The organism is Mycolicibacterium helvum, assembly GCF_010731895.1.
In the GTDB taxonomy this organism is placed as follows: domain Bacteria; phylum Actinomycetota; class Actinomycetes; order Mycobacteriales; family Mycobacteriaceae; genus Mycobacterium; species Mycobacterium helvum.
Window position 1 is genome coordinate 3,832,897 of the sequence record NZ_AP022596.1, and the last position, 15,899, is coordinate 3,848,795.

15 protein-coding genes are annotated in these 15,899 nt (G+C 64.4%); 13 read left to right on the forward strand and 2 right to left on the reverse strand.

The features are described 5' to 3' along the window. The first annotated feature begins 12 nt into the window (after window positions 1–12). The 6 genes from G6N38_RS18035 (at window position 13) to G6N38_RS18060 (ending at window position 6,801) form a co-directional block, all read left to right on the forward strand. Window positions 13–1,143 carry a class I SAM-dependent methyltransferase gene (locus G6N38_RS18035; protein WP_163749458.1) on the forward strand — a complete coding sequence of 377 codons (1,131 nt, stop codon included), beginning with the start codon at window positions 13–15 and terminating at the stop codon, window positions 1,141–1,143. Window positions 1,144–1,401: 258 nt separating this feature from the next. Further along, window positions 1,402–2,271, forward strand: coding sequence for a glycosyltransferase family 2 protein (locus G6N38_RS18040; RefSeq protein WP_163749459.1), 870 nt, complete (start codon window positions 1,402–1,404; stop codon window positions 2,269–2,271). A 19-nt stretch (window positions 2,272–2,290) separates the two neighbouring features. Further along, the gene (locus G6N38_RS18045) at window positions 2,291–3,193 is read left to right on the forward strand and encodes a glycosyltransferase (protein ID WP_246227278.1); all 903 of its coding nucleotides are present in this window, start codon (window positions 2,291–2,293) and stop codon (window positions 3,191–3,193) included. Between the two features lies 1 nt (window position 3,194). Beyond that, on the forward strand, window positions 3,195–4,184 hold the full coding sequence (locus tag G6N38_RS18050; protein ID WP_163749460.1) for a glycosyltransferase family 2 protein: 990 nt from the start codon (window positions 3,195–3,197) through the stop codon (window positions 4,182–4,184). Continuing rightward, window positions 4,181–5,500 carry a glycosyltransferase family 2 protein gene (locus G6N38_RS18055; protein ID WP_163749461.1) on the forward strand — a complete coding sequence of 440 codons (1,320 nt, stop codon included), beginning with the start codon at window positions 4,181–4,183 and terminating at the stop codon, window positions 5,498–5,500. Before G6N38_RS18050 ends, G6N38_RS18055 begins: the two co-directional genes overlap by 4 nt. Continuing rightward, window positions 5,497–6,801 (forward strand): lipopolysaccharide biosynthesis protein, encoded by a 1,305-nt coding sequence (locus G6N38_RS18060; RefSeq protein WP_246227280.1) that lies wholly within the window; start codon window positions 5,497–5,499, stop codon window positions 6,799–6,801. The genes G6N38_RS18055 and G6N38_RS18060 overlap by 4 nt, the downstream gene beginning before the upstream one ends. On the opposite strand, the gene G6N38_RS18065 is transcribed toward G6N38_RS18060, so the two are convergent. Continuing rightward, complete coding sequence (locus tag G6N38_RS18065) at window positions 6,798–7,529, reverse strand: glycoside hydrolase family 16 protein (protein WP_246227282.1); 732 nt, start codon at window positions 7,527–7,529, stop codon at window positions 6,798–6,800. The two genes, G6N38_RS18060 and G6N38_RS18065, sit on opposite strands and share 4 nt — an antisense overlap. Before the next feature lie 637 nt (window positions 7,530–8,166). Here G6N38_RS18065 and G6N38_RS18070 point away from each other — a divergent pair. The 5 genes from G6N38_RS18070 (at window position 8,167) to G6N38_RS18090 (ending at window position 13,489) form a co-directional block, all read left to right on the forward strand. Beyond that, on the forward strand, window positions 8,167–9,393 hold the full coding sequence (locus G6N38_RS18070; protein ID WP_163749463.1) for a carbohydrate-binding domain-containing protein: 1,227 nt from the start codon (window positions 8,167–8,169) through the stop codon (window positions 9,391–9,393). A gap of 41 nt (window positions 9,394–9,434) precedes the next feature. Continuing rightward, window positions 9,435–11,711 (forward strand): hypothetical protein, encoded by a 2,277-nt coding sequence (locus G6N38_RS18075; protein ID WP_163749464.1) that lies wholly within the window; start codon window positions 9,435–9,437, stop codon window positions 11,709–11,711. Beyond that, window positions 11,708–11,902: a hypothetical protein gene (locus G6N38_RS18080; RefSeq protein WP_163749465.1), complete on the forward strand. Its 195-nt coding sequence runs from the start codon at window positions 11,708–11,710 to the stop codon at window positions 11,900–11,902. Before G6N38_RS18075 ends, G6N38_RS18080 begins: the two co-directional genes overlap by 4 nt. 200 nt (window positions 11,903–12,102) lie before the next feature. After that, the gene (locus tag G6N38_RS18085) at window positions 12,103–12,942 is read left to right on the forward strand and encodes a zinc ribbon domain-containing protein (protein WP_163749466.1); all 840 of its coding nucleotides are present in this window, start codon (window positions 12,103–12,105) and stop codon (window positions 12,940–12,942) included. Between the two features lie 28 nt (window positions 12,943–12,970). Continuing rightward, window positions 12,971–13,489: a PH domain-containing protein gene (locus tag G6N38_RS18090; protein ID WP_163749467.1), complete on the forward strand. Its 519-nt coding sequence runs from the start codon at window positions 12,971–12,973 to the stop codon at window positions 13,487–13,489. Here G6N38_RS18090 and G6N38_RS18095 read toward each other — a convergent pair. After that, window positions 13,444–14,094 (reverse strand): GtrA family protein, encoded by a 651-nt coding sequence (locus G6N38_RS18095; RefSeq protein WP_163749468.1) that lies wholly within the window; start codon window positions 14,092–14,094, stop codon window positions 13,444–13,446. The two genes, G6N38_RS18090 and G6N38_RS18095, sit on opposite strands and share 46 nt — an antisense overlap. 99 nt (window positions 14,095–14,193) lie before the next feature. Here G6N38_RS18095 and G6N38_RS18100 point away from each other — a divergent pair, with 99 nt between their 5' ends. Together G6N38_RS18100 and purE are read left to right on the forward strand one after the other, a co-directional pair. Further along, complete coding sequence (locus tag G6N38_RS18100; protein ID WP_246228043.1) at window positions 14,194–15,360, forward strand: 5-(carboxyamino)imidazole ribonucleotide synthase; 1,167 nt, start codon at window positions 14,194–14,196, stop codon at window positions 15,358–15,360. Continuing rightward, window positions 15,353–15,862 carry a 5-(carboxyamino)imidazole ribonucleotide mutase gene (purE, locus tag G6N38_RS18105; protein ID WP_163749470.1) on the forward strand — a complete coding sequence of 170 codons (510 nt, stop codon included), beginning with the start codon at window positions 15,353–15,355 and terminating at the stop codon, window positions 15,860–15,862. The genes G6N38_RS18100 and purE overlap by 8 nt, the downstream gene beginning before the upstream one ends. Window positions 15,863–15,899: the final 37 nt, after the last annotated feature.

Below are 15,899 nucleotides of genomic sequence, written 5' to 3' on the forward strand. Positions count from 1 at the left end.
AGCCATGCTGCCATGAGTGGCTGCCGAGGATGCCGAAGCCGCGCCTTGGCCCGAGTGTTGGACTTGGGTTGCGTGCCCGCGCAGGATTTCTTCCCCGCTGCCGGTGACCCCGTAGTGCCGGCGGAGTCGTCGCACCCGCTCGCGATGGATCTGTGTGGTGATTGCGGTTTGGCGCAGTTGGCAGAGGACGACACGGTGACCGACGAGCCCCGGGCCGTCGAACCGCAGGCGCTGCAACGCCAGGCGGCCGACGCGGTCGGCCGGGTGGCGGCGGCGCAGTTGTTGCGCGGATCTACGGTGCGCGAGTTCGGTAGTCCGCACGGGGGCAGCTGGCTACCTTTGCTCGCCGCCCGCGGATTCACCGAGGCCGAGGTGGCCGATGTCGTCCTGGACTGCTTCGGGGTGATGCACGAGCCCGACCAGCAAACCGCGTTCGAGAGGCGTGCCGCCGTGACGGCCACCGGTGGAGTGCTGCTCGTCCAATACCACTCGTTGGCGACGATCGTCGCCAAGAAGCAGTGGAACTGCCTGCGGCACGGCCACTACGCCTACTACTCGACAGCCGCGATACTCGGTCTGCTGGAACGGGCGGGAATGAGTGCGGTCGATGCGTGGGAATTCGACCTGTACGGCGGCACGGTGTTGCTGGCCGCGGCGCACGGGCAAATGCGTCCGCCCAACTCGGTGCGCCGGATACTGGCCAACGAGGAAGGGATCACCCAACCGGCCGTCGTCGGGACGCTGCAGCAAGCCGCCGACAGCCACTGTCGGGCGCTGCGGGAGTGGCTCGAGCGGCAAGCCGATGCTGGGCATCGGGTCTATGGCTACGGCGCCGCATCCCGTGCAGTCGCCTTGTTCGCGCTCGCAGGTATCGACCGCAGGCTCCTGGCCGCGGTCGCAGATGCATCCACCTCGAAGCAAGGCCGTCGGATGCCCGGCACCGATATCCCGATCATCACACCGGACGAGCTGATCGCGGCCGATCCTGACCGGGTTCTTCTGACCCTGCCCGACTTGCTCCCGGAGGTTTCGGTTACCTACCCCCAACTCGCCGGACGATGGATCACCGACGAGGGCATGTCTGCGGAGTGCGGGCCAGGTAACTCATTCTCCTGCGTCGCCACAGCAAAGTTTCATGCGTAGCGATCCGTCATCCGGCGAAGTCTGGATTGGCTCCCTGTTGCCGGTGCGTCGCAGCCGCACAGAAAACCTTCCTGTCTGGAGTGATGCGGTTTGGAGTGCTCCGCCGAGAGGTCGTGAGGTACACGTGTTGGATATTTCACTGTCCGCCGTCGTGCAAATTTGGCGAATTTTTGTTAGTTTGCCAATAGTCTTCCAAGCGGATGGTGCGACGACGTTGCGTCTCGTGGGAGCGCTGCAGCGTTTTGATGATGAGGAGAGATGGTCGTGAGCAACGTCATCGGCATATGGGATGCGATGTCACACGCGGTGCGCCGGCCGAAGATTTCGGTCGTCATACCCGCACTGAACGAGGAGCGCAATCTCTCCTATATCGCCTCGCGTCTGCCCCACGATGTCGACGAGGTCGTGTTCGTCGACGGGGGCTCGCTGGACAACACCGTGGCGGTCGCCCGCGAACTGTGGCCCGCCGGTGTCCACCTCGTGCAGACCCGCAAGGGCAAAGGCAATGCCTTGGCGTGCGGCTTCGCCGCTGCCTCCGGCGACATCATCGTGATGATCGACGCCGATGGCAGCACCGACCCCGCGGAGATTCCCCGTTTCGTTGGGGCGCTGATTTCGGGCAAGGACTTCGCCAAGGGGTCACGCTTCGTCCAGGGTGGCGGGAGCAGCGACATCACCCGCACCCGGCGCCTCGGCAACTGGGGACTGAACACGTTGGTCAACGTGCTGTTCGCGACCAAATACACGGACCTGTGCTACGGGTACAACGCCTTCTGGAGCGATTGCCTCGACGTGATGGACTTGCCAGATCCGGGGATCGAACGTCCGCAGTGGGGCGACGGGTTCGAGATCGAGTCACTGATCAACGTTCGCGTCGCGGCCAGCGGAATGCAGATCGCCGAAGTCAGCAGCTACGAGCTCGACCGGATCCACGGCGCCAGCAACTTGAACGCGGTCAGCGACGGCCTGCGGATCTTGTGGACCATCTTGCAAGAGTTCAAGCAGGCGCGTCGGCGTGGGTGGAAGCGCGGCGTGGGCGGACGCAGCCTGAACGTGACCGCAGCCGGGCGGTACCGATTCGACGCCGACCTGCAGGCTCAATCCCTGCCTGATGTGCGGCATGCCTGAAAACCGGGGGTAATCAGCTGTGGGGCAAACAATCTCGCCAGCGGCAGAAGTCACGCAAGGGGTGGAGGTCAAAGGGCCTAAAGTCTCCCTGTGCATCCCGGCCTTTCAGGCGGGCCAGTTCTTGCGCGCCACGCTGGACAGCGTGCTGGCGCAGGATTTCCCCGACATGGAGATCGTCGTCGTCGATAACAACAGCACTGACGAAACGCGAACGATCCTCGACGCCGTCACCGATGACCGCGTTCGCGTGATCACCAATCGCACCACCCTGTCGGCCGAGGACAACCACAACCTCGTGGTCAAGCTCAGCCGCGGCGAATTCGTCAAAGTCGTCAGCGCCGACGACACACTCAGACGCAATTGCGTGACTGCGCAGGCAGCAGTCCTCGACAGCAACCCGGACATCGCTTTGGTTGCCAGCCGAACCGATTTCATCGATGACGCCGGCGCGCTGCTGTTCGCGGGCAGGGGTCTGCGGGGCATCCTGGGCCGTCAAACCGGCGAGCAGGTGATCCGCAAGATTGTGCGCAGCGCCAAGAACCCCGTCGGTGCTCCCGTGTCAGTGATGTTCCGGCGGGCCGATTTTGACCGCTGTGGCGGCTTCCGCGGGCCCTCGCTCTTCACGCTTGACATGGACCTGTGGGCCCGGTTGTTGCGACAGGGCCACTTCTACGGCATGCCGGAGACGTTGGCGGCGTATCGAATCCAGGGTGGCTCACTGACGGCGTCGATATCTGCGCGATCACAATTGGCGCAGCAGGACAAACTCACCCGCAGGATCGTCGATGATCCCCACTGGAAAGTTCCCCACATTGATCGCCTCGTGGGCAAGATCAACCGCTACGACGTTCTTGTGAAGCGGACGGTGCTGTTCAAACTGAGCAGCCTGCGTTCGTTCATGCGACAGCCGCGAATTGGCTGAAATGGCACACGAACTGAGTCTCACTTCAGATGAGCACAACCCGGTCGCCGCGCCGACCGATGTGCTCTCGGTGGTCATTTGTGCATACACGCAGGCCCGATGGACATGGCTGTGCGAAGCCGTGGAATCGGTGCTGGCCGGCAGCAATGCCCCCGTGGAAGTGATCGTCGTGATCGATCATTGCGACGAGCTCCTCGAGTCCGCCGCCCACCATTTTGCCGCTGATCGACGGGTGCAGGTGATAGCGAACCGCGATGTGCGCGGGTTGTCCGGGGCACGTAATACCGGAGTTCGCAACGCACGCGGCGATGTGGTCGCATTCCTCGACGACGACGCCGCGGCACAGCCCGGCTGGGCGGACAAACTGATGGACCACTATCGAGACGACACGGTGGCGGGGGTGGGCGGATATGCCCGTCCGGTGTGGCCGGGTAGCCGGCCAGCCTGGCTGCCCGCTGAATTCGATTGGGTGGTCGGCTGCAGCTACATCGGGCAACCGACGCGACTTGCGCAGGTACGTAACCCTATTGGGTGCAATATGTCGCTACGCCGGTCGGTTGTCGAAAAAGTCGGTGGATTCAGATCGGAAGTAGGCCGGGTGGGAACCACTCCGGTCGGCTGTGAAGAGACCGAATTGTTCATCCGGGTCCGGGCCGACAGGGCAGCCAACCGGGTGCTGTTTGATCCAGACATCCGCGTCGAACACCACGTCTCCGAAGACCGCACGACCCTCAAGTACTTCGTTCGCCGGTGCTACCACGAGGGCTTGTCGAAGGCTGTTGTGACCGAGCTTGCCGGTGCTGCAGACGGATTGAGCAGCGAACGCTCCTACGTCGGTCGTGTGCTCCCGATTGCGATCGCGCGCGAGTTGGCGTCGATGACATCCGATGGGCTGGCCCGCGCCGCCGTGATCTGCCTCGGCCTCGCCGCCACGACGATTGGCTTCGTTCGGGCCAAGGTCGGCCGCCGATTGTCCGGGAGGGCAACGTGAGCGGCAATGACTTCCCTTGCCTGACGCTGGCTCCGGTCTTGCACAACCCGCTGCGGCCGAGTTGGAGTGGGGCTATCTGGATCGGCGAAGTGTGGCTTGACGCCGTCGATTCCGCGACTCAGGCTAGCGTCAACTCTGGGGTGCCCGCGGTGTGCCGACTCCAGAACGCCGAGGGATTCTCCCGGGCGCGCCTGCTGGTTCGTGACCGTGAGCGGGCGGTGGGATTTGTCGATCTTGCGGTCAACGACGGCGAAGTCGCGTTCAGTGATCTGCGGGATCAGGTTGTTGCCCAGCAATATTCGCTACCACAGGCGGTGCCGGCCCGAGCCGAGAGAGGTCCTAACGAGACGACGCATATCACGGTGATCGTGTGCACCCGCGATCGCACCGAAATGCTCGAATCGGCGTTGACGTCGATTCTCGCCTCCGACCATCCTGATTTCGGGGTGTTGGTCGTCGACAATGCGCCAAGCAGCGACACCACCCACCAGTTCGTCACCGGACTTGCTGACCCACGGGTGCGATTGATCACCGAACCCTTGCCGGGTCTCTCGCGGGCAAGGAATGCGGGACTGCTGGCAGCAGACGGGGACATCGTCGCCTTCGTCGACGATGACGTGATCGTTGACCGGGACTGGTTGAACATCCTGGTAAGGGGCTTTGGCTACGGCAATGCCGTCGCGTGTGTGTCCGGGATGGTTCCCGCCGGTGAACTGAGGACACCGGCGCAGGCCTACTTCGAAAATCGGGTTGGCTGGTCGGAGTCTGCCCACGTGCGGGTCTTCGAGTGGTCGCAGGTACCCAAGGACGTTCCGCTGTTTCCCTTCGAGGTTCGGCACTATGGAACCGGCGCTAACTTTGCTGTCGATCGTCGAGTCGCGTTGAGCATCGGAGGATTTGACGAACGTCTCGGTGCCGGCACCCCCGCCAGTGGTGGTGAGGACATCGACATGTTCTTCCGGATCTTGCGTTCCGGACGGCAGCTCGTTCACGAGCCTGCGGCGATCGCCTGGCATCGGCATCGTTCCACCGCCGACGACCTGCGCGCGCAAACTCGGGGCTACGGGCTGGGTTTGGGTGCGTGGCTGGCGAAGATCGCCTCTGATCCGGCAATGGCGATGCTTGCGGCCAAGACTGTCGTCCGACGCGGAGCGGCGCTCGTTCGCCACGTGCGATCGGCATCGCGAAGCGCCTCGCCGTCGCCCTCAGTAGAAGCTGACTTGCCGTCGGACATCGGCAGTGGAACGTGGCGTTTCGTGGCCAAGGGCGCTTGGGCGTACCTCATCGCGTCGGGCGCTCGAGGCGCCGCGCGGTGACCGCCAATCTTGCCTCCCCCGAGCAGGCTGGAGCACCTACATCGCCCGCCGCCGGCCGCAACATGACGGTCAACTCCATCTCGCTCATCATCTCGAGTCTGCTGACCGGCGTCCTGGGTCTGGTTTTCTGGGGCGCGGCCGGCCGGCTATATCCCGCAAGCGAAGTCGGCGTGGCCGCCGCGTTGATCACCTCGGCCCTGATGTTGTCGATGTTGTCGATGTTGTCGATCGACACGATCTACGAACGCTTCCTGCCGCTGGCCGGCGAGCGGACCGGCTCGCTGATCAAGTGGGGCTATCTGACCGTTGCCGGCACCGCTTTGCTCGCGGGAGCCGCGTTGGTGGCGTTCGGCCCACGTGAAGAACTCTTCGAGTCCAAGTGGGCGATGTTCTGCTACCCGCTGCTGGTGATGGTGCTGGCGGTGTTCACCCTGCTGGACAAGACCGCGGTTGGCCTCGGGGTGACGAAGTGGTCGGCGGTGAAGAACCTCGTCCACGCTGTCGTGAAACTGGGGATCCTGTTCTGCCTGGTATGGACGGGCAGCGGGGCCTCGATCGTGCTGGCCTGGGGAGCGACCGCGGCAGTCGGAACCCTGTTCGTGCTGGCCGCAATGCGACGGCGCTGGCGCACCCACGAGCAGTTCCGTCAGAGTGCTGCCCTGCCCGTCCGGTCGGAACTGTTGTCGTATGTCGGGTCGTCTTTCGGGATCACCAGCCTCTGGATTATCGGACCGCTGGTCGTACCGCTGATCATCGTCAGCCGGTTCGGTGCCGCGGCCAACGCGCATTTCGCGGTGACGTGGGCGATCATCAACGCACTTTATTTCGCGGTGCACCTGGTGATGAGTCCGTTCGTTGCTGAGGTGGCGGCCCATCCCGACAAGGTCGGGTCGCTATCGGTCCGGATGGTCCAGATGATGGTGGTGGTATCCATCGCCGGCGCGCTCGGGCTGGTTCTGGTGGGGCCGTTTGTGCTCGGCATCATCGGACCCGACTACCAGGCGCAGGGCAGCGGATTGCTCACCTTGGCGGCGGTCTTCGTGCCGCTGTCGGCGATCAGCGCGATCTACGAAGGCTTCGCGCGGGTGCGTCGCAAGCTCACGCTGATGGTCGTCACCCGTTGCATTGCCGCGGTGGCCATCGTCGCCGGGACATTGTTGATCACACCGCATCTGGGCTTGATCGGTGTCGGCTGGGCGTACCTGGCGGCGGAGGCGATTCCGGCGGCCATCCTGCTACCCCTGGTGATCAGCTGGCTTCGACACGTCCGAGTCGACGCTGCAGCAGCTGCAGTCGGCTAGAGGGAATACTCGCGCACCCAGTTAACCGCCATATCGGCGCCACCGCCCAGGTCGCCGCCGAAGTTGTCCAGCTGGATGCACAAATGCATCGGCCCCGGCGGTAGATGCGCAGGATCGGTGCTCTCCCACCATTGGACGCCATCGACGAACATTGCGATCCGCTCGGGTGTCCACTCGACTGCCCAGCTGTGCCACTGGGTCGAATCTATTTGGACCACCCCTGATTCGCGGTCGTCATTGGGGCCGAAGTGCAGCCAGCCTTCGACGGACTGGCGGGTGGGATCGGCAATCTCCATGAAGTCGACCTCGCCACCGACAGGCCAATTCTCGGCGTCCGGCCACAACAGTAGGAGGGCGTGATACCCCGGACCCGACGGCGACGACTTCACACACGCCTCCCACCGGCCGTGCATTTGTCCGGGTAACCAGGCCATGCCGCCCGAGTTCCCCTCGGCGTCTGCGGTGATGATCAGGTTCCCGTTAACGATGGAAACCGCGGCGGGCGTACGACGACCGTTGTCATTGTGACCTGGACCGTCATAGATCGACCATTGGTTCAGCGCCGCGGGGTCAGTGAATTCGTCGGTGCGACTGGGTTCGCCCCAGCCGTGCGCGGCGGCGGCGGTGTGCGGGCAGTTGCCGTCCCCGGTGGCGGCGGCGGCGATCGGGTGGATGTGGGTGGCTGAGGCCACGGTCAGCCCCAGCGTCACCGAAACGACACTCGTCAACGAGGTTAGAACGTGAGCGGCGCGTGGCATGGGGAGTGGCATCTGCTTTCTTGGTCACTCGAACCGCGGTACTCGACCAAGGCCTGGGGCACATCCCGTCGCGGTGTCGAACGGGTTCAGTCTACCCAAACGCCCGCGCGGTCCAGGCGGGCTACTACTTGGGCTTCCCACCGCGTCGCAGCACAGTGATCCATTGCTGCAAGAGGCCGGTTGGGCGTTCTCGTCGGTAGCGGTTGCACTGGCACAAGCCGCAGTCCGTCCCGCGTCGGTAATGTTCATGCGCCGGACGGCCGTGGCCACACCTGCAGTTCCGGTTTTGCATACCACTCGAACCATACGCGGCCACCGGAATCAAACCCCCCGTTCGATCTTCAGAACCGGCCATCTTACGCGGCGCCGCGACGGCTGAATTCGACGTCATAATTCCGGTCCCTTGTTTGTGCCCAGTCTGCTCGCAGCGCAATTGCCGAGAAATTGTGGTGTGTACATCGTCCGGCCTCGCAGCGATCGTGTAGCCCCTCACCATGGAGTTGTTACCAAAGTGATAGATGAGCTCTATGTGATAAATGAGGTCCTTGGGAATATTGTGACTTCGCCCGGCCTCGACTAAAAGGTGCCTTTATCGCGATGGAGAGACATGTTCCGGTCCTGCTCGGCAATTGTTTCAGCCGTCGCAGTGGTCTGGGGTGCGGTCCTGGTCGTGGTGGCGCCGTCGGCCCACGCCGCCGAAGCCACGGCGATCGATGCCGACTCGATGACCCTCACGGCAGGCAAGGGGACCACGGTCTACTCCGACGCCAAGGCATCAGGGGGCAGAGCGATCGCTCTGACCGGTGCGGTGACAATTGCCAGCACCCTGACCATTCCGGACTCAGTCCGAGTGGTGGTTCGGGCCAAGGGGAGACCGTGTTTTGGCGCACCGGTTGGGCGAGTGTCAGTGGACGGAGTGAACATCGGCACCAGCCCCGTGACGGCATCCACCTGGACGGATTACACCGCCACCGCCCCGATCGCGGCGGGGTCTCACACGATCGGGGTCTCATTCATCAACCCGTTGTGGTTCGGCTGCTCACGGGTGCTCTACGTCGACACCATCAGTATCGTTGCGGCCACGGTGAGCACCAGCCCGGACACCCTGACCACAGCTCCCGTCGGCAACCTTCCCGGGTGGACACACATCTTCGCCGACGACTTCACTCGCGATGCAGCACTTGGCAGTTGGGCCAATCCGTCGGATCCGACCAAGGTGGTCTACGTCGGTTCCGGCGGGCAGCGGTGGCTCACCTATCCGCAGACCTTTACCGACACCTATCAGCACCGTCCCTATCGGGCGGATCAGGTGCTCAGCGTTTCCAACGGCACCTTGAACTTCTTTCTGCACAACGTCGACGGCAAACCCGCCGGTGCCAATCCCTCCCCGGTGCTGCCCGACGGTACCCAGTATCAGACGTACGGACGCTACTCGGCGCGGTTGAAGGTGGACACCCCCACGCTGAGCGAGTACCACATCGCCTTCCTGCTGTGGCCGAAGTCCGAGCTGTGGCCGAACGACGGCGAAATAGATTTCCCGGAAGGCGCACTGTCGTCGACGTCGCACGCGTACGCCCACTACGCCCGATCCACCGGCGGTCAGGACGGCGTCGACACCGGGGTGTCATTCACAGACTGGCATGTGTACACCCTCGAATGGCTTCCCGGTCACGTCCGGTTCTATCTCGACGACGATCTTGTGCTGGACAGCACCAAGTACGTACCGAGCAAGCCCATGCGCTGGCAACTGCAAACCGAAACCGACGGGAATGGGACAAACACCGGTCATCTGCTGGTCGATTGGGTTTCGATATGGTCATACGCGGGTGGCTAGCGCCACAAGAACTCGCGTCAGCTAATCGGTAGGCTGGCTCGATGTTACAACGCCTCGAAAGTTCCCCGGCGCCGCCGGGGAGCTCCAGACGGCGTGCCGCGCGACACCTCCTCGCCAGCCGAAATCTCCCGGTCTGGACTCCGCTGATAGTCGCGGCCTCGGCAGCGGTGGTCGCCGCATCGTTCACGGTGACCGTGCTGTCCTCCTACGGCGCCGCGGAGGTGCTGCCCCCGGCGATACGCGCCGTTGTCGGCGTGCTCGCGGTCCTGACAATGCCCGGCCTCCCTATCGTCGCGCTGCTGAGACTGCCGACTAACGGGGTTTTCGCCAGCGTTGCGATATCGCTGTCGCTAGCTGTCAATGTGCTTCTGGCCCAATTGAACTACGCCGGATCTTTGCATCAGCCCTACCTGGTGCAGTACACGGTTCTGGCGATCGGCGGTGTCGCCGCCGGCGCGTTGGCGCGCCGATGGCGTCGCGAGAACCAGGAACGTGACGGCCCGCCGAACTCGACGAGGGCCGCCATGTCGGCGGTGCTGCGCTGGACGCGACGCCAACTGGCGTCGACCGGCGGCCGCAGGGTCAGCGTGAGCCTGCTGGTCGCCGCGGCGCTGCTGTTCTTCTCCGCGGTCCACCGGCTCGACGTCGACGCGGCGGGCAGCCTTGGGCTAGTCGGCGTGCTCGGAATGGACTATTTCGCGGGATTAGCGGTGCTGTCCGCGCTGCTGGTGCTCGAGTACCGGCGCGCAGCGCTCGATCGGCCCGTGATTGCGCTCTCCAACGTCGCCCTGACCACCTACATCACCATGCCTGTCGCATGGTCGATGGGCACCGCACCGTTCGTGACGGCCTACGTGCACCGCATGATCACGAACTGGCTGGTGCAGCTGGGCGGTCTACCGCCGCCGGTCGATGCCCGGATCAGTTGGGCGGGGTTCTTCTCGGCAGGAGCGAACCTGGCGACGACCACCGGCGTGAACGATTCCGCAATCTTCCTCGTCAGCGCGTCGTTGGTGATGGGCATTTGCCTCATGTTTCCGGTTCATGCGGTTGGGCTGGCCATCACCGGAAGCCGGCGCATCGCCTGGCTGGGCGTCACGATGCTCACCCTGTTCAACTGGTACCAGCAGGACTACTTCGCGCCCCAGGCCGTCGCGATGCAGTTCTACGCAACGATTTTGGCCGTATTGTTCTGGCAGTTACGGGTTTCCAATGTTCCGCAGCTTTGCGGCGGCCGCCTGAGGCGACTGAGGACCGCATGGATGCGGATACCGGGCCGGGTGCCCGGGCGGGACGCGTCCTCCACGCTGGCCATCGAGCTCGTGCTGGTGGTGATCCTGGCCGCGATGGTGGTCGCCCACCAGCTGACCCCATTGGCCTCGATCGGGGCACTGCTGATCTTTGCGATCTGCGGGCTGACTCGCTACAACCTGCTGTGGCTGGCCGCGGCGGTGCTGTTCATCGCGTGGTTCTGCTACGGCGCCTACCCCTACTGGCAGGGTCACCTCGGTCAGGTCATCGCCGACATCGGTGGCGTCGATCAGAATCTGAATTCCAGTGTGTCGGAAAAGATCACCGGCGATCCCGTCTACAGCCGAATGCAACTGCTCCGCATTGTCGCCGCGCTGGTGCTGATGGGTATGGCCGGTATCGGGTGGCTCCGATTGCGTCGAATAAGCGGAAGCAGGCCGATATTGGCGGTGGCCGTCGCGTTGGCTCCGTTCGGCCTCGTCTTGCTGCAAAGCTACGGCGGGGAGGTGGCGATTCGGGCCTTCCTGTACGCCTCGCCGGTGCTCTCACCGCTGGCGGCGCTATCCGTCATGCCGCTCCTGCGTCCACGCACCGCACGAATCACGTGGCGTCGGCTGACCGGTGCGGCTTCCTGGTGTGTGCTGTTCGCGTTGGCCTTGTTGGTGATCGCCAACCGCGGCCTGAACATCTCGTTTGAACGAACGATGCCGCACGAGGAGAAGATTGCCAGCGAGCTCGTTGCCCAAATTCACGACTACGGGTTGGGGTACTGGGGACAGGGCGCGCTCTACGGGGTGCCGAGAACCTTCGAACTGGAGGACCGGTGCTTTGTCTCAGCCGAGGAACTGGCCAATTGCACGGCAACGCCTGATGTGGAGTTCTTTTCCAACACCGAACAAGACGAGAATTTCATCCATTACAGCCTCGGAGTCAGTCGTGCGATGGCCGACAAGGCGATCGACCTTCTTCGGACGGAGAAGGGGTATCAGACCATCTATGACTCAGGCGGCATCGTGGTGCTCAAGCGGCCCGAAGCCCCATTCGTCAGGTTGGGAGTCGACGGATGATTGCGATCGCGTTGTTCGTCACCTCAGGCGTGCTGTTCCTGTTGGCCGCATACCGGCGCGAACAGGGGATCCCTGAAGCTGGGGCTCGGCGACCCGACCACACCACCGCATTCCTGCGACTGCAGGCATTGTGCGCGGCCGTGGGTGCGATCGCGGTCTCGGTCGTCCATATGATCACTGTCGTCTCCTAAGGCCCGCCCGCCGCGGCATCCGGATTAGCTACGTTGCGCGATTAAGAGGCCGACACGATGCGTGGCATCGGCCCACACGCGGTTTGTTCAGGTAACTTTTTGATTGCAAGTGCGGGATTAGCGATCGCAGTGACGGCCAGATCGAAGGCCACGCTAAGCCGCTGTTTTTGCCGAAATTTTCGGGAAAGGGCAATCGGGACATGGGTGCTCATGCCCGTGACAGCAGATCCGAGGTTATCTGCGTCAACGGCCATGGGAATCCCGACGGCAATTACTTTTGCGGCGAATGCGGTGTGCTCGTTGAATCGGGAGTCGTCGTCTGCCTGGCCGGCCACGCCAACGCCGACTATCAGCGATTCTGCGGAGAGTGTGGTGCGCCGCTGGCGGCACCGCCCGGGGTCGAGCCGGTGGCGTCGACCGCACGCTGGTCCTTCGATCCCACCGGGCGGCACCAATGCCGTTACTGGGACGGGGTCAAATGGACCAACAACATCGCCGACGTCGGTGGGCTCGGCACTGATCCGTACAGCAGGGGAGCGAACCGGCTCGCCGAGACGTGGGTAGGGCTGGCCGCGGGATTGGTCACCGTGGCGCTGCTCGCCGGCGCGGGTGCCGACGTCTGGGTGCAGCTGTCCCGGGACGCAGCGAAACAGACCGCAACCACGCAGGTCTCCACGACGACATCGACGCCCACGACCACTGACTCCGCTGCGGCATCGTCGTCCGCCGCGCCCCCGCTGCCCCCGCCCCCGGAACCCCCACCCGTCGTGCGTGGAACGGCTGTCATTGCGACCCCGTGTCTGGCAGGCAGCACCAACGGCACTACCGCTGACAATTCGGTCGCCTATTGCGAGCGTCTCCAAGGCACCGAGACGTTCATGTGGTCGCTGAATCCTGGTGAGATTCCGACTCCCGCGATCGGCCAGGGCCAGGATCCGGCAGTGGCGGTGTGCATGGTGCAGACCGAGCGCACCGAGTTGGACTGCATCGAGTACCTCAAACGCCCCAGTGACCCCGGAGAGCCTGGTCCGCCCGCGTGACCACGAGCTAGTCGATAGGGTTTGCGGCATGGGCTATCCCGAAAACGTGCTGGCCGCCAACGAGCAGGTCGTGTTGCATCGCCACCCGCACTGGAAGCGCTTGGTCGGCCCGATCCTCGTGCTGCTGATCGCCACCGTCGTTGCGTCATTCGTGGCCGCACTGGTCAACAACACCAACTGGGACACCACCGCCAAGAAGGTGCTCTTCGGCGTCATCGCGGCGATCTGGCTGATCCTGGTCGGCTGGCTGACGTTGTGGAAGTTCTTGAATTGGCTCACAACACATTTCGTGATCACCGACCGGCGGGTGATGTTCCGCCACGGGCTGCTGACCCGCTCGGGCATCGATATTCCGTTGGCGCGCATCAACAGTGTGGAGTTCCGGCACGGTTTGCTCGACCGCATGCTGCGCACCGGCACCCTGATCATCGAGTCGGCGAGCCAAGATCCCCTTGAATTCCACGACATTCCCCGCGTGGAGCGGGTGCACTCACTGCTGTATCACGAAGTTTTCGACACTCTGGGCGCCGAAGAGTCGCCCAGCTGACGCGGTGTCCGACGCCGCCGCAGCGGCGTTACAGTGCCGCCGGCCTCGTACTCTTCCTCCAGCGCTTCGGCGATACCGCCACCGGTGAGCGTGGACTCCAGCGCCTTGTCATGGCTCGGACCGAACTCGTCGGGGAACACCCAGCGGCGGAACGCCCAGAAACGGAACGCCATCTGCAGCAGGTTGCCGACGAGATAGGCCGAGAGGAAGTCGGCGATGTTCTCGACGGTCAGTGAGACGTGCGGTACGCGCAGTTCCAGCACATAGCTGGAGAACCACAGCGGAGCCATGCTCAACAGCACGCCGACACCGCTGACCGCGAAGAACAGCAGCGCTTCGTGGTGCCGCTCGCGGCCGCCGCGGTTACGGAAACTCCATTCCCGGTTCAGCACGTAGGAGGCGATCACCGCGACGATGCCCGCGATCACCTTGGCGGTGACCGGCTTGGGCTCGAGGATCGTCAGCTTCAGCGTGTAGAAGATCGCCGAGTCGATGATGAACGTCGTCGCACCGACGATCGCGAACTTGATGAGCTCGTGATGCCGCTCGGCGAACGGCCGGATCGGTCGGGGCAGCCGAGCGATCGTGGCATCAGCAAAAGACACAAGGAACAAGTCTACGGAAGTCACCGCACGTGTGCGTACTCGCGCAGGTCTGACACCATGATGGCCGTGTCGAACAGCCCCAAACCCCCTATCGTCGCCATGGTCGGCGGCGGGCAGCTGGCCAGGATGACCCACCAGTCGGCGATCGCGCTGGGCCAGAGCCTGCGGGTACTGGCGGTCAGCCCTGATGACCCCGCTGCCCAGGTGACTCCCGACGTGGTGATCGGTTCTCACACCGACCTCGAAGCGCTGCGCAGCGCGGCTGCGGGCGCCGCCGCGCTGACCTTTGATCACGAGCACGTGCCGACCGAGATGCTCGACACGCTGATCGCCGAGGGCGTGGCGGTCTTTCCGCCGCCCGAAGCCCTGATACACGCCCAGGACAAGCTGGTGATGCGGCGCAAGTTGGCGGCCCTGGGCGCCCCGATCCCGCGGTTCGCCGCCGTGACCAGCCTCGACGACGTCGACGCATTCGCCGCGGAGATCGACGGACCGGTGGTGATCAAGACCGTCCGCGGTGGATACGACGGCCGCGGCGTGGTGCTCGCCAGGGACCTGGCACACGCCAGGGAGGCCGTCGCGGGCTATCTGGCCGACAACGTGCCGGTGCTGCTCGAGGAGCGGGTGTCGATGCGCCGCGAACTCTCGGCGCTGGTGGCCCGCTCACCGTTCGGTCAGGGCGCGGCGTGGCCCATCGTGGAGACCGTGCAGCAGGACGGGATTTGCGTCACGGTTGTCGCTCCCGCACAGGGCCTGTCCGAGGACCTGGCCGGGGCAGCCGAGCAGCTGGGCCTGCGACTGGCCGACGAGCTGGGAGTCGTCGGTGTGCTGGCCGTCGAACTGTTCGAGACGACCGAGGGCACGCTGCTGGTCAACGAATTGGCGATGCGTCCGCACAATTCCGGGCACTGGACCATGGACGGCGCGGTGACCAGCCAGTTCGAGCAGCATCTGCGGGCCGTCCTGGACTATCCGCTGGGCGACACCCGGCCGATCGCGCCGGTCACGGTGATGGCCAACGTGCTGGGCGCCCCTTCGGCGCCGGCGATGGGCGTCGACGAGCGGCTGCACCACCTGTTCGGCCGGATTCCGGAGGCGAAGGTCCACCTGTACGGCAAGGAGGAACGCCCGGGCCGCAAGGTGGGCCACGTGAACGTTGTCGGCGCGGGCGACTGTGACCCGAATCGGGTGCGTGAACGTGCCGAGCGGGCGGCACACTGGTTGTCGCACGCAGAGTGGACGGACGGATGGGATGGGCATGCCTAACAGCACTCCTCTGGTCGGCTTGATCATGGGGTCGGATAGCGACTGGCCGGTGATGGAGGCCGCCGCCGAGGCGCTGGCCGAGTTCGAAGTGCCGTTCGAGGTCGGCGTCGTGTCCGCGCATCGCACGCCGGGCCGGATGCTGGACTATGCGCGCGGGGCGGCCGCCCGCGACATTAAGGTGATCATCGCCGGGGCCGGCGGTGCGGCCCATCTACCCGGGATGGTGGCCTCGGCCACACCGCTTCCGGTGATCGGGGTGCCCGTGCCGCTGGCCAAGCTCGACGGATTGGATTCGTTGCTGTCGATCGTGCAGATGCCGGCCGGTGTGCCGGTGGCCACCGTCTCGATCGGTGGCGCCCGCAACGCCGGGCTGCTGGCGGTGCGCATCCTGGCCGCATCGGACGACGCGTTGCGCAAGCGCATGGAGAGCTTTCAGGAGGACCTGGAGGCCCTGGTCCTGGAGAAGGATCGGGCGTTGCGGGAGCGATTACTCGGTGAGTGAAGCCCCGGGTAAAGTTACCGACGAGTAGCAAGGAGGC

What these genes read in the sequence shown, in the direction of transcription:
- G6N38_RS18035 (WP_163749458.1), top strand. Translation starts at nt 13, where the DNA reads ATGAGTGGCTGCCGAGGATGCCGAAGCCGCGCCTTGGCCCGAGTGTTG.
- G6N38_RS18075 (WP_163749464.1), top strand. Translation starts at nt 9,435, where the DNA reads ATGTTACAACGCCTCGAAAGTTCCCCGGCGCCGCCGGGGAGCTCCAGA.
- G6N38_RS18090 (WP_163749467.1), top strand. Translation starts at nt 12,971, where the DNA reads ATGGGCTATCCCGAAAACGTGCTGGCCGCCAACGAGCAGGTCGTGTTG.
- G6N38_RS18050 (WP_163749460.1), top strand. Translation starts at nt 3,195, where the DNA reads ATGGCACACGAACTGAGTCTCACTTCAGATGAGCACAACCCGGTCGCC.
- G6N38_RS18100 (WP_246228043.1), top strand. Translation starts at nt 14,194, where the DNA reads ATGGTCGGCGGCGGGCAGCTGGCCAGGATGACCCACCAGTCGGCGATC.
- G6N38_RS18080 (WP_163749465.1), top strand. Translation starts at nt 11,708, where the DNA reads ATGATTGCGATCGCGTTGTTCGTCACCTCAGGCGTGCTGTTCCTGTTG.
- purE (WP_163749470.1), top strand. Translation starts at nt 15,353, where the DNA reads ATGCCTAACAGCACTCCTCTGGTCGGCTTGATCATGGGGTCGGATAGC.
- G6N38_RS18085 (WP_163749466.1), top strand. Translation starts at nt 12,103, where the DNA reads ATGGGTGCTCATGCCCGTGACAGCAGATCCGAGGTTATCTGCGTCAAC.
- G6N38_RS18040 (WP_163749459.1), top strand. Translation starts at nt 1,402, where the DNA reads ATGGTCGTGAGCAACGTCATCGGCATATGGGATGCGATGTCACACGCG.
- G6N38_RS18070 (WP_163749463.1), top strand. Translation starts at nt 8,167, where the DNA reads ATGTTCCGGTCCTGCTCGGCAATTGTTTCAGCCGTCGCAGTGGTCTGG.